This window comes from Pseudomaricurvus alcaniphilus, from assembly GCF_011440395.1.
In the GTDB taxonomy this organism is placed as follows: domain Bacteria; phylum Pseudomonadota; class Gammaproteobacteria; order Pseudomonadales; family Cellvibrionaceae; genus Pseudomaricurvus; species Pseudomaricurvus alcaniphilus.
Map to the genome: position 1 here is coordinate 632,460 of NZ_JAAOIX010000001.1, position 22,451 is coordinate 654,910.

The 22,451-nt window shown below is 58.8% G+C and carries 19 protein-coding genes; 8 read left to right on the forward strand and 11 right to left on the reverse strand.

From position 1 onward, the window contains the following. Positions 1-11 precede the first annotated feature (11 nt). From G8764_RS02795 to purL, 3 genes are all read right to left on the reverse strand, one after another. Complete coding sequence (locus G8764_RS02795; protein WP_166161629.1) at positions 12-1,406, reverse strand: GGDEF domain-containing protein; 1,395 nt, start codon at positions 1,404-1,406, stop codon at positions 12-14. A 561-nt stretch (positions 1,407-1,967) separates the two neighbouring features. Next, positions 1,968-2,585 (reverse strand): BamJ family beta-barrel-assembly machinery protein, encoded by a 618-nt coding sequence (gene bamJ / locus G8764_RS02800; RefSeq protein ID WP_166161631.1) that lies wholly within the window; start codon positions 2,583-2,585, stop codon positions 1,968-1,970. Between the two features lie 131 nt (positions 2,586-2,716). Next, on the reverse strand, positions 2,717-6,592 hold the full coding sequence (gene purL, locus G8764_RS02805) for a phosphoribosylformylglycinamidine synthase (RefSeq protein WP_166161633.1): 3,876 nt from the start codon (positions 6,590-6,592) through the stop codon (positions 2,717-2,719). 473 nt (positions 6,593-7,065) lie between these two features. Here purL and mltF point away from each other — a divergent pair, with 473 nt between their 5' ends. Then, the gene (gene mltF / locus G8764_RS02810) at positions 7,066-8,547 is read left to right on the forward strand and encodes a membrane-bound lytic murein transglycosylase MltF (RefSeq protein ID WP_166161635.1); all 1,482 of its coding nucleotides are present in this window, start codon (positions 7,066-7,068) and stop codon (positions 8,545-8,547) included. 68 nt (positions 8,548-8,615) lie between these two features. On the opposite strand, the gene tadA is transcribed toward mltF, so the two are convergent. Beyond that, positions 8,616-9,143, reverse strand: a complete 528-nt coding sequence (gene tadA / locus G8764_RS02815) for a tRNA adenosine(34) deaminase TadA (protein ID WP_166161637.1) — start codon at positions 9,141-9,143, stop codon at positions 8,616-8,618. Then, positions 9,133-9,426, reverse strand: coding sequence for a DUF1653 domain-containing protein (locus tag G8764_RS02820; protein WP_166161639.1), 294 nt, complete (start codon positions 9,424-9,426; stop codon positions 9,133-9,135). Before G8764_RS02820 ends, tadA begins: the two co-directional genes overlap by 11 nt. Positions 9,427-9,618: 192 nt before the next feature. Here G8764_RS02820 and G8764_RS02825 point away from each other — a divergent pair, with 192 nt between their 5' ends. After that, complete coding sequence (locus tag G8764_RS02825) at positions 9,619-9,939, forward strand: 2Fe-2S iron-sulfur cluster-binding protein (RefSeq protein ID WP_166161641.1); 321 nt, start codon at positions 9,619-9,621, stop codon at positions 9,937-9,939. A gap of 70 nt (positions 9,940-10,009) precedes the next feature. Here G8764_RS02825 and G8764_RS02830 read toward each other — a convergent pair whose 3' ends face one another. The 5 genes from G8764_RS02830 to G8764_RS02850 all read right to left on the reverse strand — a co-directional run bounded on the left by G8764_RS02830 (position 10,010) and on the right by G8764_RS02850 (position 14,175). After that, positions 10,010-10,729: an SIMPL domain-containing protein gene (locus G8764_RS02830; protein ID WP_166161643.1), complete on the reverse strand. Its 720-nt coding sequence runs from the start codon at positions 10,727-10,729 to the stop codon at positions 10,010-10,012. A 361-nt stretch (positions 10,730-11,090) separates the two neighbouring features. Further along, complete coding sequence (locus G8764_RS02835; protein ID WP_207951638.1) at positions 11,091-12,437, reverse strand: DUF3754 domain-containing protein; 1,347 nt, start codon at positions 12,435-12,437, stop codon at positions 11,091-11,093. Beyond that, on the reverse strand, positions 12,434-12,934 hold the full coding sequence (locus G8764_RS02840; protein ID WP_166161645.1) for a YbaN family protein: 501 nt from the start codon (positions 12,932-12,934) through the stop codon (positions 12,434-12,436). The genes G8764_RS02835 and G8764_RS02840 overlap by 4 nt, the downstream gene beginning before the upstream one ends. A 38-nt stretch (positions 12,935-12,972) precedes the next feature. Further along, the gene (locus G8764_RS02845; protein WP_166161647.1) at positions 12,973-13,455 is read right to left on the reverse strand and encodes an FKBP-type peptidyl-prolyl cis-trans isomerase; all 483 of its coding nucleotides are present in this window, start codon (positions 13,453-13,455) and stop codon (positions 12,973-12,975) included. A 99-nt stretch (positions 13,456-13,554) separates the two neighbouring features. Further along, complete coding sequence (locus G8764_RS02850) at positions 13,555-14,175, reverse strand: IMPACT family protein (RefSeq protein ID WP_341806282.1); 621 nt, start codon at positions 14,173-14,175, stop codon at positions 13,555-13,557. 171 nt (positions 14,176-14,346) lie between these two features. On the opposite strand from G8764_RS02850, the gene ylqF reads away from it, so the two are divergent. From ylqF to G8764_RS02870, 4 genes are read left to right on the forward strand one after another with little or no spacing between them, the layout of a single operon-like run. Further along, entirely contained in the window at positions 14,347-15,300 is a 954-nt protein-coding gene (gene ylqF, locus G8764_RS02855) for a ribosome biogenesis GTPase YlqF (RefSeq protein WP_166161649.1), read from the forward strand. Between the two features lie 6 nt (positions 15,301-15,306). Next, positions 15,307-15,984 (forward strand): hypothetical protein, encoded by a 678-nt coding sequence (locus tag G8764_RS02860; protein WP_166161651.1) that lies wholly within the window; start codon positions 15,307-15,309, stop codon positions 15,982-15,984. Beyond that, positions 15,984-16,745, forward strand: coding sequence for a tRNA-uridine aminocarboxypropyltransferase (locus G8764_RS02865; protein ID WP_166161653.1), 762 nt, complete (start codon positions 15,984-15,986; stop codon positions 16,743-16,745). The genes G8764_RS02860 and G8764_RS02865 overlap by 1 nt, the downstream gene beginning before the upstream one ends. Continuing rightward, entirely contained in the window at positions 16,729-17,127 is a 399-nt protein-coding gene (locus tag G8764_RS02870; protein ID WP_166161655.1) for a sirohydrochlorin chelatase, read from the forward strand. The genes G8764_RS02865 and G8764_RS02870 overlap by 17 nt, the downstream gene beginning before the upstream one ends. Before the next feature lie 987 nt (positions 17,128-18,114). Here the strand turns inward: G8764_RS02870 and G8764_RS02875 are convergent. Then, the gene (locus G8764_RS02875) at positions 18,115-18,621 is read right to left on the reverse strand and encodes a DUF6942 family protein (protein ID WP_166161657.1); all 507 of its coding nucleotides are present in this window, start codon (positions 18,619-18,621) and stop codon (positions 18,115-18,117) included. Positions 18,622-18,880: 259 nt separating this feature from the next. Here G8764_RS02875 and G8764_RS02880 point away from each other — a divergent pair, with 259 nt between their 5' ends. Beyond that, positions 18,881-21,307 carry an AAA family ATPase gene (locus G8764_RS02880; RefSeq protein ID WP_207951639.1) on the forward strand — a complete coding sequence of 809 codons (2,427 nt, stop codon included), beginning with the start codon at positions 18,881-18,883 and terminating at the stop codon, positions 21,305-21,307. Then, entirely contained in the window at positions 21,288-22,079 is a 792-nt protein-coding gene (locus G8764_RS02885) for a hypothetical protein (protein WP_166161659.1), read from the forward strand. The genes G8764_RS02880 and G8764_RS02885 overlap by 20 nt, the downstream gene beginning before the upstream one ends. The last annotated feature ends 372 nt before the right edge of the window (positions 22,080-22,451 follow it).

Here is a 22,451-nt window from a genome sequence, read left to right on the forward strand (position 1 = left end):
AGCAACTGGCCTCAGGGCCAGACAAACTGGTTTTTACCGGCCCGCTTGGCGATATAAAGCCGTCGATCCGCAGCCTGCAGTAACTGCTCCAGATCTGCGGCTCCGGCGCTGACAACCACCCCGCCACTGAAGGTCAGGGTGAAGTTGCGCGAGATATTGGTGAACTTCAGCTCGCGGGTTGCCTGCTGCAGACGCCGGGTTACCTTTTCCAGCTCACTGGTATTGCTGGTTGACAGCAGCAGCACAAACTCCTCACCCCCAATACGCGCCGCCAGGTCGCCGGTGCGCACCGCTTGCTGCAGGATACGGGCAAACCCCTGCAACACCTGATCACCGGTATCGTGCCCAAACTCGTCGTTGATGCTCTTGAAGTTATCCAGGTCCATCATGATCAGGCTTACTCCGCGATCATTTTGCCGCGCCTGCTGCAGCATCTGGCGGGAGTAGTGATCAAAGCCGCGGCGGTTTAACAGACCGGTCAATAAATCCATTTCCGACTCGCGCCGCACCTGGCTGACCCGGGCCAGCAGGTTCTTAATAGTGTTTTCATGGGCCGCAAGAAAATAGGCGGTAAACGTATTCACCCCCACCAACAGCTGCAGCAACAGCAACCTTTCATTGAACTCATAGTGTTGGTAGAGGCTACCTCCGGCCAACACCGCCCCCAACAACAGCAGAGCACTGGTCAAACTGGCGAGTGCCGCACCGGCCACTTCGTATTTAAGGACCATCACCATGGTCGCCGGCAACAACAGAAAGGCTATGGGCCAGGGTGAGAGACTCAAACCAATCACCAGCGCAGAGTAGAGACACAGCGACAGCACTACCTCTCCGGGGGGCAGGCCCCGAAATTTGCGCCAGCCGTAATTGCGCAGAGTTAGCAACAGGGGCGTAACCAGCATGACCCCGATGGCATCGCCCAGCCACCAGGTCAACCAGGCATAACCATACTGCGGCCACGGCAACAACCCTTGTTGCGCCAGGGCAGTGACCCCAACTGACGGGCTGACCAGCCAGCACATAGCCACCAGAAACAGCGCCAACACATTCCGCGGGGCATCGAGCACTTCACTCACTTTGCAATAGCGCCGCAGCGCCGCTGCGGCAATGACACTGGCGAGCACCTCACCCGCGCCGATCGCCAGCGTCGCCGCAACCACACTGGCATCGAACTCGTTGGGTGTAATAGCTAGCAGATTGCCAAGGAAACCGCCGAGAAACAGGGCCGGAATCACCTTTTTCCCACACCACAGGAAGGCCCCGAACGCCAGCCCGGCCGCTGGATAATAGGGTGTCACGTTACCCGGAGGGATGGCGAAACTGGTACCGACCATGGCAACGGCCACATACACGACGGTCGCAACAAGGGTGAAGCCGATGTATTTTATTACGTCCGCTGTATTCATATATCGTCGATACCCCGACACCGGTGGCGTCAGTATCCGTAAAGTAGACGAGCTCGACACCGAAATACAAATAGCCCACTCACAGTAAACGGGAACAAGTACAGCTTTTCCGGCAACCAGCGCTTTTTATCAGGCTATATAATCAAATTCGCGCCACATTTGCGAGAAAATTTTGGCGCCTAGAGCAACATTTGCCAGTTCAAGGCGGGTAATTCCAAATTATTGACGCCGCTTTCCCTTTAAGGGTCGGCTGATCGGCAAATAAACCAGGAGGAATCAGGTCTTGAACAGGCTTTTGCGGCTGCAGCAGCACCCTGCAGGAGTAGACGGATTAAGGTGGGGAAAAAAGAAAACTAATAAGAGGAGAGTAATCCGGCCCGCAATTAATTAAGGGCGGAGGCGACGGCTCACAGGCGGCGCAAGCGCATCAATCAGCCCGCAGCTTATTAACGCGCTGCAGCCAGCCGGGCGGCCAGCTGCAGTGACATGGGTAGTGCCTTGTATAAAGTGTACATTCAGCAAGCCGCTAAAGAACCGTATACCAGCCACTACCCTGGCTGCCTAGAGGATATCCAGCAGCTCGACTTCAAACACCAGCGTGGTGTAAGGAGCGATGGCACCGCCGGCGCCGCGCTCGCCGTAGGCGAGATCGTGGGGGATGGCCAGCTTCCACTTGGAGCCAACAGGCATCATTTGCAGGGCTTCAGTCCAGCCGGCGATCACGCCGTTGACCGGGAATTCGGCTGGCTGGCCGCGCTCGACAGAACTGTCAAACACAGTGCCGTCAATCAGGGTGCCGTGGTAGTGAGTTCGCACAGTAGAACTGGCGCTGGGCTTGGCACCAGTGCCTTCTACCAATACTTCAAATTGCAAACCGGATTCGGTCACAGTGACTTCGTCACGCTTGGCGTTTTCCGCCAGGAACGCCTGGCCTTCAGCCGACATAGCCTCGGCCTTGCCCGCTTCAGCCGCCTGCATACGCGCCTGGATTTCCTGGAATGCGGCATTGATTTCGGCTGGCTGCACCTGGAAATCCTTGCCTCCCAGCGCGTCGGTAAAACCCGCCAATGCGGCCTCTTTGGTAAAGCCTTCAAAAGGCGCGTTGGCCAGCTGATCGCCCATTTGGCGACCGATGCCGTAACTTGCTTGTTGTTCAAGGGTTGTAAATGCGTCTGCCATTGTTTTCATCCAGTTGCGTAAAAGCGCGGCAGTCTAACACAGAAACTACCAGCAATGGCACCGCCAGCGGCCTCCTGCGCCTGCCTGGCCCCTCCTGGGGGCAGCGGCAGGCCTCTACCGCTGCGACCCAACTAGCCCACAAACACCCGCGCATTGCGGAACATGCGCATCCAGCCGCTGTCCTCCTGCCACTCATCCGGGTGCCAGGAGTTATTGACCGCGCGGAAGACCCGCTCCGGGTGCGGCATCATAATGGTGGCGCGGCCGTCGGTGGAGGTGACACTGGTGATACCCCGGGGTGACCCGTTCGGGTTGGCCGGGTAATCAATGGTGTATTTACCGTGGTTGTCCAGATAGCGCATGCTGGTGAGGCCGCTGCGATGACAGCTGTCCAGCGCCTCATCGCTGGCAAATTCCGCCCGCCCCTCGCCGTGGGCCACCGCCACTGGCATAACCGTGCCGGCCATACCGCTAAACAGCACCGACGGCGACTCTTCAATGCCCACCAGGCTGAAACGCGCTTCAAACTGCTCGGACGTGTTGCGCACAAAATGCGGCCAGTGCTCCGCTCCCGGCACCAGGCTCTTCAGGTTGGACATCATCTGGCAGCCATTACAGACACCCAGACTGAAGGTGTCGTCACGGTGGAAGAAGGCAGTGAATTCGTCCCGCGCCTGGCTGTTAAACAGTATGGTCTTGGCCCAGCCTTCGCCAGCACCGAGCACATCCCCGTAGGAGAAACCGCCACAGGCAACCAGCCCTTTAAACTGGTCGAGACCAGTGCGGCCCTGCAAGATGTCGCTCATATGCACATCCACCGCCTCGAAACCCGCGCGGTCAAACGCGGCCGCCATTTCCACGTGGCCGTTCACCCCCTGCTCGCGCAGCACCGCCAATTTCGGTCGCACCCCGGTGTTGATATAGGGTGCGGCCACATCCTCATTGGGATCGAAGCTCAGCTGTACCGACAGCCCCGGGTTGACCCGGGTAATCTGCTCGAATTCCGCCTTGGCACAGGCCTCGTTGTCCCGCAGCGCGGCGATGCGGTAACTGGTTTCACTCCAGAAGCGCTGCAGCTCACCGCGCGACTCCTCGAAGATCACATTGCCGTTGGCTTCCACCCGCAGGGTGTCGTGGCTGTTGAGCCAGCCCAGCGGAAATACCGGGATGCCCTCGGCGGCAAAGCGCTCAGTGACCGCGGCCGTGTTAGCGCGGGAGGTTTGAATGACTGCACCCAACTCCTCATTGAACAGCACCGCCAGGGCATCGTCGCCAAGCCCGTCGATATTGATGTCGACACCGCAGTGACCGGCAAATGCCATTTCCGCCACCGTGGTGAACAGGCCGCCGTCGCTGCGGTCGTGATAGGCCAGTATTTCATCGGCCTGCAAACAGGCCTGCATGGCGTTGAAAAAGCCTTTCAGGGCGCCGGCATTTTCCAGGTCAGCCGGCTCATTGCCCATCTGCTGGTAAACCTGGGCCAGAATGGAGCCGCCGAGCCGGTTTCTGCCTTGGCCGAGATCAACCAGCAACAGGTCGGTTGAGCCTTTATCAGTGCGCAGTTGCGGAGTAACCGTCTTGCGCACATCCAGCACCGGTGCGAAGGCGGTGATCACCAGCGACAAGGGGGCAGTGACCGCCTTGTCCTCGCCATCGTCCTGCCAGGCAGTGCGCATGGACATGGAATCCTTGCCCACCGGAATGGTAATCCCCAACTCCGGGCACAACTCCATGCCCACCGCCTCTACGGTGCGATAAAGTTTTTCATCCTCACCCGGGTGGCCGGCCGCACACATCCAGTTGGCCGACAACTTGACGTCAGCCAGGGCACCGATGCGGGTGGCGGCGATATTGGTAATCGCCTCGCCGATGGCCATCCGGCCCGATGCCGGTGCGTCGAGCAGGGCCAGCGGCGTGCGCTCACCCAGGCTCATGGCTTCGCCAGCGTAGGTATCGTAGGCCTGGGTGGTGACGGCACAATCCGCCACCGGCACCTGCCAGGGGCCGACAAACTGGTCGCGTACCACCTGACCGGTGACCGAGCGATCGCCGATGGTGATCAGGAAACTCTTGCTGGCCACCGCCGGGTGGCGAATGACCCGCTCGGCGGCGTCGTACAGTGACAGCCCCGTGGTGATAAATGGCTGGGTCTGGTATTCACGCTTGTCACCGGTGCGATGCATTTTCGGCGGTTTACCGAACAGCACCGACATGGGCAGATCCACCGGCCGGGTATCGAAGTGGGTGTCATTAAGCACAATCTGCTTGTCACTGGTGGCATCGCCGACCACCGCATAGGGGCAGCGTTCACGCTGGCAAATGGCCTCGAACCTGGGCAAATCCTGGGGCTGAATCGCCATCACATAGCGCTCCTGGGCCTCGTTGCACCAGATTTCCAGCGGGCTCATGCCGGGCTCGTCGTTATTGATATTGCGCAGCTCAAAATAGGCGCCACAGCCCCCATCCTTGGCCAGCTCGGGAAAGGCGTTGGAGAAACCACCGGCGCCCACATCGTGAATAAAGGCAATGGGGTTCTGCTCCCCCATCTGCCAGCACTGGTCGATCACTTCCTGGCAGCGCCGCTCAATTTCCGGGTTCTGGCGCTGCACCGAGGCAAAATCGAGGTCTTCACTGGAGGTACCGGAGGTCATGGACGAGGCCGCACCACCACCGAGACCGATCAACATGGCCGGACCGCCCAGGGCCACCAGTTTGGCACCGGGAGCAAACTCGTGCTGGGCCACGTGCTCGGCCTTGATATTGCCGTAACCGCCGGCCAGCATAATCGGCTTGTGGTAGCCGCGGCGCTCGCCATCAAAGTCCATTTCAAAGCTGCGGAAATAGCCGCAGATATTGGGGCGGCCAAATTCGTTATTAAAGGCAGCGCCGCCGATGGGGCCCTCGATCATTATGTCCAGCGGTGTGACGATGCGCTCGGGCTTGCCGTAGTCCTGCTCCCAGGGCTGGATATAGTCGGGGATTTGCAAGTTGGAGACGGTAAAGCCGGTCAGCCCCACCTTCGGCTTGGAGCCACGCCCCACCGCACCCTCGTCGCGAATTTCTCCCCCCGCGCCGGTGCCGGCCCCGGGGAAAGGCGCGATGGCGGTGGGGTGGTTGTGGGTCTCCACTTTCATCAGGATATGAATGTCTTCCTGCTGATAGCCGTAACTGCGGGTGATTGGATCGGGGTAAAAGCGCCCCGCCTTGCTGCCGGCGATGACCGAGGCGTTGTCCGCATAGGCCGACAACACATTGTCGCCGCCCTGCTCATAGGTGTTCTTGATCATGCCAAATAGCGAATGGGGCTGTTCTTCACCGTCCAGGGTCCAGCTGGCATTGAAAATCTTGTGGCGGCAGTGCTCCGAGTTGGCCTGGGCAAACATCATCAGTTCCACATCCACCGGGTTGCGGCCGAGCTCCTGGAAGCTTTCCAGCAGATAGTCGATTTCATCCTCCGCCAGGGCCAGCCCGAGACTGGTGTTGGCCGCCACCAGGGCGTCGCGCCCACCGGCCAGGATGTCGACATCGGTCTGCGGGCGCGGCTGCTCATGGCGAAACAGTTGTGCCGCGGCCTCGAGCTCGCTGTACACCGCTTCGATCATGCGGTCGTGCAGCTGTGCAGCCAGCCGCTGGCGCCCGGCACCGCTGTTAACACCCGTGCCGCCTTGCACATAGTAGGCAACGCCACGCTCCAGCCGCTGCACCTTTTGCAAGCCAGCGTTGCGGGCAATATCGGTGGCCTTGGAAGACCAGGGAGAGATTGTTCCCGGCCGCGGCACCACCAAAAACAGCTCGCCGCTGGCCTTTTTCGCTTTGGCCTTGGGGCCGTAGACCAGCAGTTGCTTCAGCAGTGCCTGCTCGGCACGGGTCAACTTGCCGTCGAGCTCGGCAAAATGCACATATTCTGCGTATACAGCGGTGACCGTCGGGTCAACATTTTGTAAGGTTCGGAGCAGTTTTTCGGAGCCAAATTCAGACAGTGCCGGCGCGCCACGGAGGGTCAGCATAATGGATTAGAACCTCTTTCTTGCAAGAATATTTGAAGGCGAAAAGCGCCCTCTCGAAAAATGGCCGCCATTGTACTGGATATAGAAAAGGCTTACAGCTATATAGAGTCATGAGGCGCTGCCGCTGGCCCTGATCCGCAGTCAAACACCCCCGCTGAGGCAGACCGGCTCGCGGCAACCCCATTCAACTCACCCCATTTTGGCGCGCACTACCACAAAATATCGACCCTGGCAAGCTATCCGGGAACGGCTGAAACGGGTAAAATTGGTGAATTATTGTACTGTAAGGGAGGGCCAAACAGCGCTGCTTTCTCTGTCGCCGTGAACGACTGTTTATTGCAGGTTATTACAGGCGGGCGACTGAAATTTTGAACCGCTGATCAAACCCTGGTTAGCGCAAACACTGGCGCGGTTAATCTGGCGGCAACTACTACCAGCCTCCCTCGCGATCAGCCACCTCACCGGAGCAAAGGATGCAAGTATCCAGGCACAAGGTCACACGGCTCCTGCAGCTGGGCCTGCTTGCATCTGTGATCGGTGCGGTCTTATTGCTCACCCGCAGCCAACCCCCCACCGTCCTCGAACTCGTCTTAGCCCAGGGCGAGCTGACCATTCTGTCCCGCAATGGCCCCACCACCTACTACGAAGGCCCCAACGGGCTGGACGGCTACGAGTACACCCTGGCCCATGAGTTCGCCCAATACCTCGGCGTAGAGCTGAAAATTTCCGAAGTGGAGCACCTGGGCAGCCTGCTCGACGCAGTCGGCACTGAGCGTGGCCAGCTGGGGGCCGCCGGCCTCACAGTAACCGAAGAGCGCCGCAAAAAAGTGCGTTTTTCCGCCCCCTATATGGAGGTCACCCAGCAGCTTGTTTACCGGGCCGGCTCTAATCGCCCCGCCGACATTGCAGACCTGTACGACAAGACCATCCTGGTTATCTCCGACAGCGCCCACGTGGAAACCCTGCGCCAGCTGCAGAAGGAGCATCCGCAGTTGCGTTGGCACGAGCAATCCAATGTGGAAATGGTCGAACTGATTGAAATGGTGCACAACGGCGACATCGACATCACCATCGTCGATTCAAACGCTTATAAACTGAACCGCTCGCTCTACCCCATGGCCCAGGTTGCTTTCGATGTCTCGGAGCCGCAGCAATTGGCCTGGGCCTTCCCCCGCTCGACCGACAACAGCTTGTACGACCTCGCCAATGAGTTTATCGCCCAGGCCCGGGACGAAGGTAAGCTGGCCCAAATCCACGATCGGCACTACGGTCGCCTCAACAGCATGGATACCGGCAGCGCCCTTACCTTCGCCCGGCGCTTGGAGACCCGCTTGCCACGCTGGCAGGAGCACCTGCAGGGTGCCGCGGAAAAGTACGATCTCGACTGGCGCTTGCTGGCGGCAATCAGCTATCAGGAGTCACACTGGAACCCACGCGCCAAGTCCTACACCGGCGTTCGTGGCCTGATGATGCTGACCCAGGCGACGGCGGCGGAAATGGGGATCACCAACCGCATTGACCCTGAACAGAGCATTTACGGTGGCGCCAAATACTACCGCAAGATCTACGATCGCCTGCCCGCCAGCATCGTGGGCAAGAGCCGCCAATGGATGGCCCTGGCTGCGTACAATATCGGCTTTGGCCACCTGGAAGACGCACGGGTATTGACGCAGCGCCACGGCGGCGACCCCAACCTTTGGGACGACGTAAAGAAACATTTACCCCTGCTCACCAAGCGCAAGTACTACAGCACCTTGAAGCACGGCTATGCCCGCGGTCACGAGCCGGTTTCCTACGTCCGCAATATCCGCAACTTCTTCAACACCATCGCCTGGCACCAGCAGATCAAGCAGAGCAAGTTTGCCTCCTCCCGCGACCGGATGAATGAGCTGGACGAGGTGCCCGCCACCGCCAACGAGCAGGCCCAGGCCGAGCAGTCCACCACGGTACTTTAGCAGTCCCGTGAGGGGTAGTCCCGTGAGGAGTAGTCCCGTCAGGAGTAGTCCCGTCAGGAGTGGCCCCGTCAGGGTGCCTGGGCAGATCGCGCCGCCAACTTTTGCGCCCTGCGCTCCTGTCGCCGGCGCTGGAAGAACGCCTGGATCATCGCCACTGCCTCCGCCTCACAGACACCGTGCTCAAAGTCGATACGATGATTCAGGTTGTCCTGCTGAAACAGATTTTGCTGACTGCTGATTACCGCACCCGCCTTGGGTTCCGCTGCGGCAAACACCACTCTCGCCACACGACTGTGAATCAGGGCGCCTGCGCACATGGTGCAGGGCTCAATGGTGACGTACAGTGTAGCCCCCGGCACCCGGTAATTGTTGAGATTGCGCGCGGCCTGGCGCAGTGCCACGATTTCCGCGTGTGCGGTGGGATCACAGCCGCTGATGGGCTGGTTCCAGCCTTCCCCAATAAGCTTGTCGTCCAGCACCAGCAGCGCACCCACCGGCACTTCCCCGAGCTGCTCAGCCCGCTGCGCCAGTTGCAGCGCTCGCCCCATCCAGTACTGGTCCCGCTGGGCTTGTGACTCGGCGCACTCAGTCGCCATCGCCAACCTGCCGCACTGTCTGGTCGCCTGATGTTAGACCTGCGCCAGCAGCGGACTCCTCCGCGCCAGCCGGCCGCACATAGGTAAAACGGGGCTGCCTGACCCCGTCCACGTCTACCTGCTCGGTAAACATCTGCAGGGGCCTGACCCACCAGCTGTAGTCGCCGTACAGGCAGCGATAAACCACCAGTGCTTCCTCTGTTTCACTGTGCCGGGCCACTTCAAAAACCTGGTATTCCCGGCCCTTGTAATGGCGATAAATGCCTGCGGGCAACTCACCCATATTTCACCTCTTGGGAAATGCGATTGTGCGCCATTTTAACACCATACCCCGGCCACCTTGCAGCCCGACAGCCTCTGCGGCTCGCCCAGGTGCGACATTCGCCTCCATATAGGGTCAATATTTGTTAACGGGATTATCACTGCCTGGCGAATTTGGTGTAGAATTCCGCCAAATTTGAAAACGGGGTCATCCATGCCACTTATCAACTATATTGAAGCAAACGGTAATCATCACGAAATCGAGGTTGCCTCCGGCGACAGCATCATGCAGGGTGCAGTCGACAACATGATCGATGCCATTCTGGCTGAGTGCGGCGGTGCCTGTGCCTGTGCCACTTGTCATTGCTACGTAGACGAGAGCTGCATTGACAAAGTGCCTGCGGCCACTGAGCTGGAAAAGGATCTACTGGAAGCCGTGCTGGAGCCCCGCGACAACAGTCGCCTGAGTTGCCAGTTGGTGGTTACTGATGACATGGAAGGCTTTACCGTGCACCTGCCCGAATCGCAGTACTGATCCACGCCGATCAGTCGCTGCAGTGATCCCGCCCGCATTCCGCGGGCGAGTTGTTTTACCCCAAGTAAACCTACTCTATCCGAAATGACGCATTCACCTGTGCTTCAATGGTGTGATTGCCAATATTGACCTCCGCCGCACCGGCATCACTGGCCACCCCCATCATGGCGACCGCTTCCCGGCGCATGATTGGCGCTGGCTGCCAGTGGGTGTTGATATTCAGGTTCTGAACTTCGCCCACTTTGTTACCCAGCGGGCGCAGCGCCGCCAGCGCTTTTTCCCGAGCCCTTTGCACTGCCGCCGCTATGGCGTCCAGTTCCAGCGCGTCGCGATTGCTGAAATCAAACTGGGTCGGCTGTAATTCACCGGCGCCGGCGTTGATCAGGCCACCATAAAGATTGGCCAATAACCCTACATCGCGCAGCTTGATGGTAAAGTTGGCACTGGCCTCGTAGCCACTCAGCTGGCGCGGCTGGTTGCGCGGGTAGTGCCATTTGGGGGCCACCAACACTTGGGCGGCGCGGATGTCGTCGGGGTTGATGCGCTGCTGTTTGAGGTAGCGAATCACGGTATCCAGTTTGCGCTGGGCCAGGCGTATCGCCTCCTCTGCCTCCTGGCTCTCCTCAATGATGCGACCGCTCATAATGGCGATATCTGGCGTCGCTTCCACTGTGCCTGTGGCTGAGCTGCTGATCAGGCGCAATTGCTCGGGCTGGCTGTCGGCGTGGGCCCAACCGGCCGCCAGTGCACCGGCCAGTGCGATAAAGATTAATAAGCGTGCTTTTTGCATGGATGTTCACTCCTTTGTTAACAGTGGCCAGAGTTGTCGGTCTGGCACTACCCGGCGCCTTCCTTACGGTAAGGGTCGGGATTAGGGTTTTGGCTGTGGTTTCAAATTCCCATATCACCGCTATGAATAAGCCAGCTGTCGGTGATAGTAGACTTGTCGTCCTGGTAGCATTAGCGCTTTTCCCGGCCTGGCTCCGGGGGCTTGCTTTCAAGACTCGCCGTGCACCCGTCCGTGGGGGCTCCACGACAGCATCCATGCTGTCGAGGGTCTTGAAAGCAAGCCCCCGAACCCAGACCTACCATATTGCCAGTTGGGGGATGTTTGGCTTCGATCGTAATTGGGTGTGGCTTTAGCTCAGTGATCATTGCCCTGCGTAGGGAAACAATCCGTCCCAGCGCTGGTCCAGGATTTTTAACGCAGCGGGCAAGTCCACCGCACTGTAACCGCTCTCGGCATCGCCTTGGACAAGCCCGAAGCGCAACAGTTTCTGCAGGGCATCGTCAATTTCAAAATCCACCGCACTGTCGAGGATACCGTGCAGCCACTTCTCAATATGCTGATCCAACTCCTGGGCGCTGAGCGGATGGGTGGATTGGCTGAGAAAGTAATAGGCCAGCAGCGCTTCTTTGCCCTCTTCTTCCTCGGCTTCGTCGAGCAAGCGGTAAAAGACACCGGCGTTGTTATCCAGGTTTTTGAAGTAGAGGTTTTGGGTCAGGGTCTGGATAAAGCGCAGTTTGCGGTTCTTGAAGTTGTTGAACTGCTTCCAGAAGTGCACTCCCAGCGCGCCCAATCCGGCCATAAGTGCCAGCAGTGCGGCCTTGTCCAGTTGCACCGGCTGGTCAGACGCCCCGAGCCAGTAGCCCGCCAGGGAGGCCAGCAGGATCAGTGAACCGCCCAGTTTGGTGGATACGACGATGCCGCCGCCCACCGCGGCCGGTACACCAATCATCAGTTTGTCGCGCAGGCGCATCCGCACCTGGGTGTTGGGAAACAGCATTTCCAGGTCGGCCTTGGGCACGTCCTGGAAGAGCTTGAGCAGGGTCGAGCCCGGCCGGCAGAGGGGTTTCTCTGCCTGCAGCTGTGGTTTGAATTTGAGGTAGACCACCACCCGGTCGTAGTTGATAAACGACACCACTTGTTTGCGCAGCCCGAACCAGCTTTGAATGGTCTCCTGGCGGCGACTGGCACCGCGGCAAAACAGCAGCACTTCGTCGAAATCGTCAAAGTCTACCTGCAGGCGGATTTTAAACAGCGAGGATTCTTGCAGCGCCTGCTGCAGGTCGGTTTCGGTCAATTTTTCGTAATTGGCCTTGTCCAGCACCTGGGCCAGCAAGTCTTCCAGGGACGGCTCGCCTGCGTCCGCCGGCAACTGGGTCAGGAAGCGGGTATCGGCGTTGGGATCGTGGGCGGCATAGGCCCGTTTGAAGCTTTCCTGCAGGGCGTGGAACTCGTAGTGCAGCAGGCTGTTGAGCAGGGTGGCAAAGTGACGAAAATCCGTGGCCCACAGTTTATCCGGGGCGCCCTGGCGTAAACACAGTTCCACCAGGTCGCCGCGGCGCAGGGGGATAAAGCGCAGAGACTTCTCGCCAGCGGCCTCGTCACTGGCGCCACTGCTGCGGACAGTTACGTCTACACAGGTACTGTGAGTGCCGCTGTTCTTTTCCCTGTTGGAATCGGTGTTAGTACTGCTGCCACTGTCGATAGTCACTTGGGTTTACCTCCATCGGCAGTTTTTCCTGCGCCGGTGGGTGTGCCCGGACCCGTGCCTGCAGTGTCCGGCTCTGACCTCTTGTCCAGCTCGGCGTTGCCAGTCGATTCAGCGTTCCCACCCGACTCAGCGCTCTCTTCCAGCAGCGGCAAACTCAGCAAATACCAACTGACACAGCTGCCGATCAGCACCAGCCCTATGGCTGCCCAGGCGCGACCGATAATCAGGGACGACGATAACATGCTAAACCAGAGTAACAGCAACACCCGGTTGCGCACCTTGAGGGGTATGCCCTGGCCGTCCTCCCAGGAGCGCACTATCAACCCCAGCCGCTTGTGGTTGCGCAGCCAGTGATGGAAACGGTCACTGGAGCGGGCAAAGCACCAGGCCGCCAGCAAGATAAACGGCGTGGTGGGCAAAATTGGCAGGAAAATACCAATTACTCCCAGCACCACACTGAACCAGCCCAGGGATATCAAAAAATAGCGCTTTACCATAACCCGGCAGCCACTAGCGGCGGCAGTTTGTGACTGCTCTAGTGATGGTGCCCGCCGGCGCCGTGGGCGTGACCGTGAGAGATCTCTTCGGCGGTGGCATCGCGCACCTCGAGCACATCCACGCTAAAGGCCAGCGACTTGCCCGCCAGCGGGTGGTTGCCGTCGATATCCAGGGTTTTCAGGCCAACCTTGATGACGGTGGCCTCCTGGGGACCGTGCTCGGTGCTCAATTGTACGACCATGCCCGGGGTTATTTTGCCCTTGGTGAGCAGGTGCTTTTTCGCGACCCGCTGCACTGCACCTTCCTTGCGCTGCCCGTAGCCTTTTTCCGGACTCAGGGTAACATCGAAGCTTTCGCCTTCGGACTTGCCTTCCAGTGCCTCTTCCAGCCCTGGCAACATGCCGCCATGACCGTGCAAATACAGCACTGGACCGTCTTCCTGGGAATCTTCAAAAACTTCACCGCCCTCTTCACGCAGACGGTAGTGGAAGGAAACGACTTTATCGGCACTGATTTGCATGCTGGGTCCTGTTTACAAGAAATATTAATTAAAGTGGATTGGGACAACCTGCAAAGTATGGCGGCTATCGGGCCGCCGTTCAAACGAAACTGTGCCAGCTCAAGCACTTATCTGCAGCAGCGCCCCGTGCAACCGGGCAAATTGCTGCAGTTCGCCCAGATACTGATCGGGCAGGAGAACCCGGCAAAGGATCACGTCGCTGTAATCAACCTCGAGCACTTCACCATCGTGCTGCTGCAGCCAGTGGCGCAGCGGTTGCTCCAGCGCGTAACTGCCCTGCAGCTGGCAACGGGCCTGTGGCTGATTCTGTGCCAGCAGCAGTTGCTCCATGGCCGCCTGCGCCGCTTGGCTATAGGCTCTCACAAGTCCACCCGCCCCCAGCTTGACCCCGCCAAAATAGCGACTCACCACCAGCATGATATCCCCCACCTGCTTGTGCTGCAGCACATTGAGAATGGGCCGCCCGGCGGTGCCGCCAGGCTCGCCATCGTCAGATGAGGCCACCGCAGAGGGGGACCGGGGGTTGCCAATCACATAGGCCCAGCAGTGGTGGCGGGCATCGGGCCAGGCCTGGCGCGCGGCTTGCAAAACCTCCAGCGCCTGGTCACGGCTGCCGGCCAGTGCGGCACGGGCGTGAAAGCGGCTCTTTTTGATCTCGTACTCTGCCAGCCCCACCCCTACCGGCACCGCATAGCCAGCTCTTGCCTGTTTGTCATTCACACCTTTCAACCCTGCTTGCGCGGCCGGTTGCTGCAATTGCCTCGGCCGGCTGCCACCCCATACCGGTTGCCGACGAGCTTGTCCGCCGCCCGGGGGGCAGATTCCTTAACATTAACGCCACAGACCATTACAATGCGCTCCCACTCGCTCTTTATACAGGCACCTCTACCCATGGCCATTCAATGGTATCCGGGCCACATGCACAAGGCCCGCAAACAAATGCTGGAGGTACTGCCCCAGGTCGATCTGTTGATCGAGGTCCTGGACGCCCGCATCCCCTATTCCAGTGAAAACCCCGCTATTGCCAAGTTGCGCGGCGACAAACCCTGCATCAAGGTGCTGAGCAAAAGCGACCTGGCCGACCCCGAGGTCACGGCCCTCTGGCAAGACTACCTGGAGCGGGAGAAAGGGGTGAAAACCCTGGCCATAACCTCGACCGAACCGGGCAAGATGAAGCAACTTATCGAATTGTGTCGCAAAATGCTACCGGCCCGGGACGCCAGCTTCAAAAGCATCAACACCATGATTGTGGGCATTCCCAATGTCGGCAAATCCACCCTGATCAATATCCTCGCAGGCCGGACCATCGCCAAAACCGGCAACGAACCGGCAGTGACCAAGGCGCAACAAAAAATCAATCTCGGCAGTGGTATCGTCCTGCTCGATACCCCGGGCATTCTCTGGCCCAAGGTGGAAAACCCCAAGAGCGGCTACCGCCTCGCCGCCACTGGCGCCATCAAGGATACCGCCATGGAGTACGATGATGTGGGTTTCTTTGTCGCCGAGTATCTGCTCCAGCACTACCCGGAACTGCTGCAGCAGCGCTTTCAGCTGGAGCAACTGGGGGCTACCGAACTGGAATTCCTGGAGCAGGCGGCACTGCGCCGCGGCGCCCTGGGCAGCGGTGGCAGGGTCAACCTGCATAAAATTTGCGAGCTGCTGATCAACGATCTGCGCTCCGGTACCCTGGGCAATATCAGCTTGGAGACACCCGGGATGATCGCCGGCGAAGAACTTGAAGTGGCGCAATTGCAGGCCGAAAAGGCCAACCAGAAAAAGTCGCGCAAACAAAATTTCAAGGCCCGCAATTCCGCAGCGAATTCCGCACCGAAAGACAAACGCTGAGCAACCATGAACAAGACCTTTACCCAGCTTCTACTGCTGGCAATCGTGTGCATTGCCGGCTATTGGCTTTTGCAACCTGACTCGGAACAATCTCCTCCGCCGCAGTCGATGCCCCTGCCCTGGGAAATCGAAACTCACGCCGACGGTACCTCCAGTGTGTTCGGCCTGCAACTGGAGACCACCACGGTAGCCGCCGCCCTGCAATTGCTGGGCGAGGATCACGAGCTGGGCATTATCAGCGACCAGCAGGACCGCAGCGGCCTGGAGATCTATTACAGTCATTTCAAGACCGGCCCCCTCAAGGCCAAACTGATCCTGGGCGTTGCCGCCGAGCAGGCCGAGCTGGAAAAAATGCAAGCCGCTGCCAGCGTTGCCAGCTACACCAGTTCCGGCTCGCGCAAGTTTTTACTGAACGAGTCGGACCTGGCGCGCATTCAGCAGTGGCCCATCGCCAGCGTAACCCTGATTCCGGCGGCGCAGCTGGACACAGACACAATAGTGGCCCGCTTCGGCCCCCCGGCGAAACAGGTTGTGGTGGATGACGAGGAAACCCACTTTTTGTATCCGGAAAAAGGTTTGGATATCACTCACAACAGCGAGGCCAAAGAGTTGATGCAATACGTGGCGCCGCGCTCGTTCGAGAAGCTGCTGCTACCCTTGAACTCCGCTGTGGTGCAACCCTGATGCCGACACCGCACCCGCCCCACGCGGTGGATAGCTTGCGCAGCCGGTGCCAGGCCAGTTCGACCCGCAAGTTCAACGCCCGCGGCATCGCCTTGCAGCGCTGCCAGGGCTGCCTGCTGGGCCTGCAAACCTGCATCTGCCGGTGGCGCACGCCGGTGAGTAGCCGGGTCGAATTTGTATTGATCATGCACCGCGACGAAGTCTTCAAACCCACCAACACCGGCCGCCTGATCGCCGATACCCTGCCCAGCCAGTGTCACGCCTATTTGTGGAGCCGCACCGAACCGGACGCCGAGCTGCTGCAGTTATTAGCCGACCCCGCACGCCAATGCGTGCTGGTGTTTCCGCCGCGCCCCGAGCAACCGCGGCCACTTGCCAGCCCGGCCGATTTGCACGACGATAGCCGCACCCTGACATTTTTGTTGCTCGACGGAACCTGGAAGCAAGCCAGTAAAATGGCCGCCAAGGCCAGCTGGCTGCGGGGCATCCCCGCTCTCGACCTGGACGCGGTGGTCGCTGACCAGCAACCGGTCAGCGGCAATTACCAGCTGCGCCAGGCCAGCGCCGACCACCACCTGTCCACCGCGGAAGCGGCGGCCCTGTGCCTGCGCGCCGCCAACCAATCCCATGCCAGTGAAACCTTATTGGACTATTTCAACGTATTCAATGAACACTATGTGTCGACCCGCATGAATCGGCGTCCCAACACACTGCCCGCCCATCATCGTTTACTCGGAACTGCCAATGAACCTGCCGCCTGAACACAAAGCCCTGGTCGTTATTGCCCACGGCAGCCGCCGCGTCGCCGCCAATGAGGAGTTCTTCACTCTGGTTGAGCGCATCGCGGCGCAAAACAGCGCCTACGCCCTCACCAAACCAGCCCTGCTGGAGCAGGCGCCTCCCACCTTGCTCCAGGCCTGCCAGGCCCTGCCTGCAAATATCAAGCAGATAGACGTCTACCCATTGTTTTTCAATTGCGGCCGTCACGTCGAAAAAGACATTCCAGCGCAGGTGGCCGAAGTGATGGAGGCCATGCCAACTGTAACCGTGAGGCTACTGCCCTATTTCGGCAGCAGCCCGGATCTCGCTGCAGCGGTTTTGGAACACGCCCTTTCTTCTACTGCGCTGGATGGCCAGGATTGAACGCCGATGCTTTGGGAATGTGGTTTGGCTATGTTGCGTTGTGAGTGTAGTGCTGAGGGTGTTGTGCTGAGGGTGTAGCGCTGAGGGTGTAGCGCTGCGGCCCGGTGGGTGTGCCCCCCAGACCGGCCGCAGGCTCTCCGCGCTTTTCGCGCTCCCGCCCTTTTATTAACTTCTGAATGGTCGCTAGCGCTCAAACATCCGTCCGCGAAAACCCGAAAAGCGCGGAGAGCCTAAACGCGACCTGATTGGTCTGGGGGGCACACCCACCGAGCCTTGACCGAGCATCGTTGCGGGTTTTAGTGGAAAAGCACAGGTATTGTCGGAATAAATTGGATGTGTTGGTCATCGTGGTTTGCTATTTAAAGAAATAGCATTCAGTGGAGCATAACAACTTGAGACGAGAAATCAGCTAAAGCCAGAATATTACCGCTAACAAATCATCTACATGTAACTCCACATGCATTCAGAAGAAAAATACCCGTGACAATGTATTGGATCAACTTAATTCGTGCACATCCATAAACACTGCTTTTTATCATTTTCGTGTAGACGGCGGCCTAGAGTTCAGGGATCTAGTAACCGATTAAAATCTATGGATTCCCGCCTACGCGGGAAAGACTAAAAACGAACTTCTGGACGAGCATCGATTATTTAAGTTTAGGAAACAGTACACCAACCATCAGGCTGCAAAAATGCTCGGTCAAGGTGTGGTGGGTGTACCCCTCCAGACCAATCAGAGCGCGTTTAGGTTCGCAGCATCTTTTCGGGTTTTCGCGTACGGATGTTTGAGCGCTAGCGAGTTTCCGGGAGCGCGAAAAGATGCTGCGAACCTGCGCTCGGTCTGGAGGGGTGCACCCACCGCGCCGTCGCGCTGAACTTGAATGTGAGTACACCAACCCGCTGTCCAGGTGCAGTGGCGCGAAAGATGTCTCAAACTTGCGCTCGGTCTGTTGGGGCGCACTTCCCACGGTGATATCGGCTTGTCATTCACGGCGAAAATGCTTTCACCAACTCTACCAACCGGTCGATGCGCTCGTTACTCAGTTGGCGATAATCCGGATAGGGACAGACCACTAATCGCTGCTCGACATTTACGGCAAAATGACTATCCAGCCACTGCAGCGGCGGCAGATCCAATTGTGCCCCGTAAGTTTTGCCGGCGACGATATGCACCGTGCCCGGCCGGCTGAAATCCGGCGCGCTGAACAACAGCGCCTCGGTGCAGCCCAACTGTAACAGGGAGCGGTCCCGGTACTGCTGCCAACTGCCGGCGGCCAGCACTTGCGGCGGCGCCAGGGCGAACAGGAACTTGGCGTAGACATTGAATACCTTGCGCCAGTGATTGCTGGTATGACTGACGATATGCTGCAACTCGCCAGCGGCCAGCGGTCGCAAATGGTCCAGTGTCGGGTAATCATCCACAGGTGGGCGGTTGGCGATATAGAGCGCCAACTCATGGTTATCGCAGCCGAAGCCGATGGGTACGGTGCTCACTCGTTCTGGCGCCCTTTTCCTTGATCCGAATCAAGCCATAGTAGGCGCTGGCGGGAGACAATGAAACTGTTAACGGCAATACAACTTTAAGCACCAATAGCAGCACCTAACCTGCACGCACCCCAGCACGAATACCCACTCGCGCGGGCCCGCCGTCCGTTGGCCGCCGCTAAGCATTCATTGACATCACCGGGGTTATGTTGTTACTTGTGTAAGCAAGTGATCAGCAAGAATTCACCTGGTACGCCGGAGGGAAATAGTGAATAACTCAAACTCTTCCATGGCGCTGGCGCCCGCGCAGCTCTGCAACAAATGCGACCCGGCCGACCTGGCTTTCAACGATACATCCGAGCTGGAACACCTGGACAACTTTTTTGGCCAGTCGCGGGCGGTTGAAGCCCTGCGTTTTGGTGTCGATATCCACCACGAAGGCTACAATATCTTTGTACTTGGCCCCACCGGTATCGGCAAGCACGAAATGGTGGATGACTTCCTGCAGCGCCATGCCAAAGATGGTGAACTGCCCTGCGACTGGTGTTACATCAACAATTTTGACGCGCCGCAGCGGCCGCGGGTACTGCAATTGCCACCGGGCAAAGCCTGCCAATTGCAGAAAGATATGGAGCACTGCGTCGAAGATATCCTGATTGCCATTCCCGGTGTGTTTCAAAGCACCGAGTACAAGGCCAGGCTCAGCGAGTTAAACGAGGAGTACAGCGAGAAGGAGCAAAACGCCTTCCAGGAGCTGGCCGAAAAGGCTCGCGAGCACAGCGTCGCCCTGGTGCAAACCCCCTCCGGTTATACCCTGGCGCCCATCGCCGAGGACAAGATTCTCACCCCCACCGAATTCGATGCCCTGCCCGATGACGAACAGGAGCGCATCAAGAAAACTATCTCCAGTCTCAAGGAAGACCTGAAACAAATCGTGCTCAATTTACCGGCGCTGATGAAAGAGAGCCGCAGTCGCCTGAAAAACCTCAATCGCGATTTCACCGAAAATGCCGTCAACCTGATATTCCGCGATTTGGAAAGCAAGTATTCCGACCTGCCGGAAGTGATGCACTTCCTCGGCAATGTCAAAAAGGATGTGATCGATAACGTCGATGCCTTCAGGGAAGAGGACCACTCCGGCAGTCCTGAGAACCAGAAAAACCTGGTCAAATCCTTCCCCATGTACCTGGTGAACGTGCTGGTCGACCGCTCCGGTTTAGAAGGTGCGCCAGTGGTGTATGAGAATAATCCGTCCCTGACCAACCTGATCGGACGGGTCGAACACGAGGCCCAGTATGGAGCGCTCACCACCAACTTTATGCTGATTCGCCCGGGCGCCCTGCACCGCGCCAATGGCGGCTACCTGTTGCTGGACGCCCTGAAACTGCTCAGCCACCCGTTTTCCTGGGAGGCGTTAAAGCGCGCCCTGCAAGCGCGGCAAGCGAAGATCGAATCCGCCGACCAGATTCTCAGCCTGGTCAGCACCAAGTCGCTGGAACCGGAGCCGGTGCCGCTGGATTTAAAGGTTGTTTTGCTGGGGGACCGGATGATCTACTACCTGCTGCAGGCCCACGATCCGGATTTCCGTACCCTGTTTAAAGTACCGGCCGACCTGTCCGAGGATGTGGAGCGCAACCCGGACAACAATTTCAGCTACGCCCGGCTTATCGCCGCTCTGCAGGCACGCAAAGGCACCCGCCCCTTCGACAGCAGTGCCGTAGCGCGGGTCATCGAGCAGGGCTCGCGCAAGCTGGAAGACGCCAGCAAGCTGTCGTTGAGCCTGAACGGCCTGACCGATTTGCTGTTTGAAAGCGATTACTTTGCCGGCCGCGATGAGGCCGCCGTGGTCAGCGCCCGCCACGTGCAGAGTGCCATCACCGCCGCGGATGCCCGGCTCAGCCAATTCCGGGAAAAAACCGGCGAGAGTATTCTCCGGGAAATTCAATTGGTGGACACCAGCGGGGCCAAAGTGGGCCAGATCAATGGCTTGTCCGTGTACCAATTGGGCGAGTTCGCGTTTGGCCGGCCGACGCGTATCACCGCCCGGGCGCGGCTCGGCAGTGGCAAGGTGCTGGACATCGAAAAAGAGGTAAAGCTGGGCGGCAACATCCACTCCAAGGGGGTGATGATTCTCAGTTCTTTTATCGCCAGCCGCTTTGCCCGCAACCGCCCCCTGCCCATCTCCGCCAGTCTGGTGTTCGAACAGTCCTACGGTGGCGTCGACGGCGACAGTGCTACAATTGCGGAAATCACCGCGCTGCTATCGGCCATTGCCGCCATTCCCATCAAGCAATCACTGGCGGTAACCGGCTCCGTCAACCAGCATGGCCAGGTGCAGGCAATCGGCGGTATCAACCAGAAAATCGAGGGCTTCTTTGATATTTGCCAGGCCCGCGGCCTGAACGGCGAGCACGGTGTGGTGATGCCGGCTGCCAACGTGCAACACCTGATGCTCGAACAGCGGGTTATCGACGCGGTGGCGGAGGGCAAATTCCATATCCATGCAGTCAGTGATATCGACGCCGCCATGAGCCTGCTGATGGACACAGAGGCCGGCGCACCGGACGGCAATGGTGCCTACCCGCCGGCGTCGATCAACGGCAAGGTTGTGGCCCAGATCGATCAATGGATCGAATTGGGTCGCAAGTTCTCAGCCCACTCAGAGGGAGCCGGCAATGACAGCGGAAAAACGTAAACGAACCATTCTGATCCCGCTGGATACGGAACCGGTGAGCAGTGACAACCTGACTTTCACCGCCATCCTGGCCAAGTATTTGAATGCCTCCTTGAGCGGTTTGTTCGTGGCCAACTCGCGCACCCTGGAAGCCGCCAACCTGCCCTTTGCCTTTGAGATCAACCGCTTTTCTGCCCAGGAGCGCAGCCTGCACCAGGCCGACCTGGCCCGCCTCAACCGCAAGAGCGCCAACGACGTACAGCGGCTGTTGAACGATGTTTGCCAGCGCAACAAGATCAGCGTCACCTTTACCACCCTCACCGGCGAACTGATTGAAAGCGCCTTTGCCCAACCGGCGTCCGACATCCTGTTTTTCCCCAGGCAGCACAATTGGGTCAGTGCTCAATGGCAGTACCAGGCCCGCGGTCAATACCGCGCTCAATCCCCCGCGCGCCAGCGACTGGACCAGGTACTGGTTTACTACGACGCATCAGCGCAGGCGGAGGAAGCCATCAAACTGGCCCAGCGCCTCTGCAACAACCACCTGGCCTCCCGCCTGATCCTACTGTGTGAAGGTACTGCGCCGATCGAAGTCGTGCGGGCATTACAACAGCTGGGCATCCGCCCGGGCGTGCAACAGGTAACCACCAGCGACCCGCTCTGGTTGCGTTCCCTGTACCTGACCGAATCGAGCCTGGTCCTGATTCCAAGAAGCAAATTGGCCGGCCTTACCCCCCAACAATTATCGTTTTTATTCGCCCACTGCAAAGGCCAGATTCTGTTGCTGGATTAGTGTAGTGCCGCTGGCACTTTGGCAGGTCTGGCTTCGGGAGCTTGCTTTCAAAACCCTCGACAGCAGGGATACTGTTGAGAAGTCGTCATGGATGGGCGCGGAGGTTGGGGTGGCAATGGGCGAGGTTGCGCGGCTGACCGTCTGCCGACATGGATGTCGGCAGTCGAGCGACCCAGGGAAGGGTTTAAGCGCGTCAGCTGCGCGACCTCGGCCATTGCCACTTGCAATAACCAAGGGGTTTAACCATCCCAATGAAAATCTTGAAAACAAGCCCCCGGAGCCAGGCCGGGTTACAAGCTGGCCCCCACGTAGACAAAAAGATAAATGCCGGCTACCACCGACAATTGGCTTATTCACAGGCATAATCAGGAA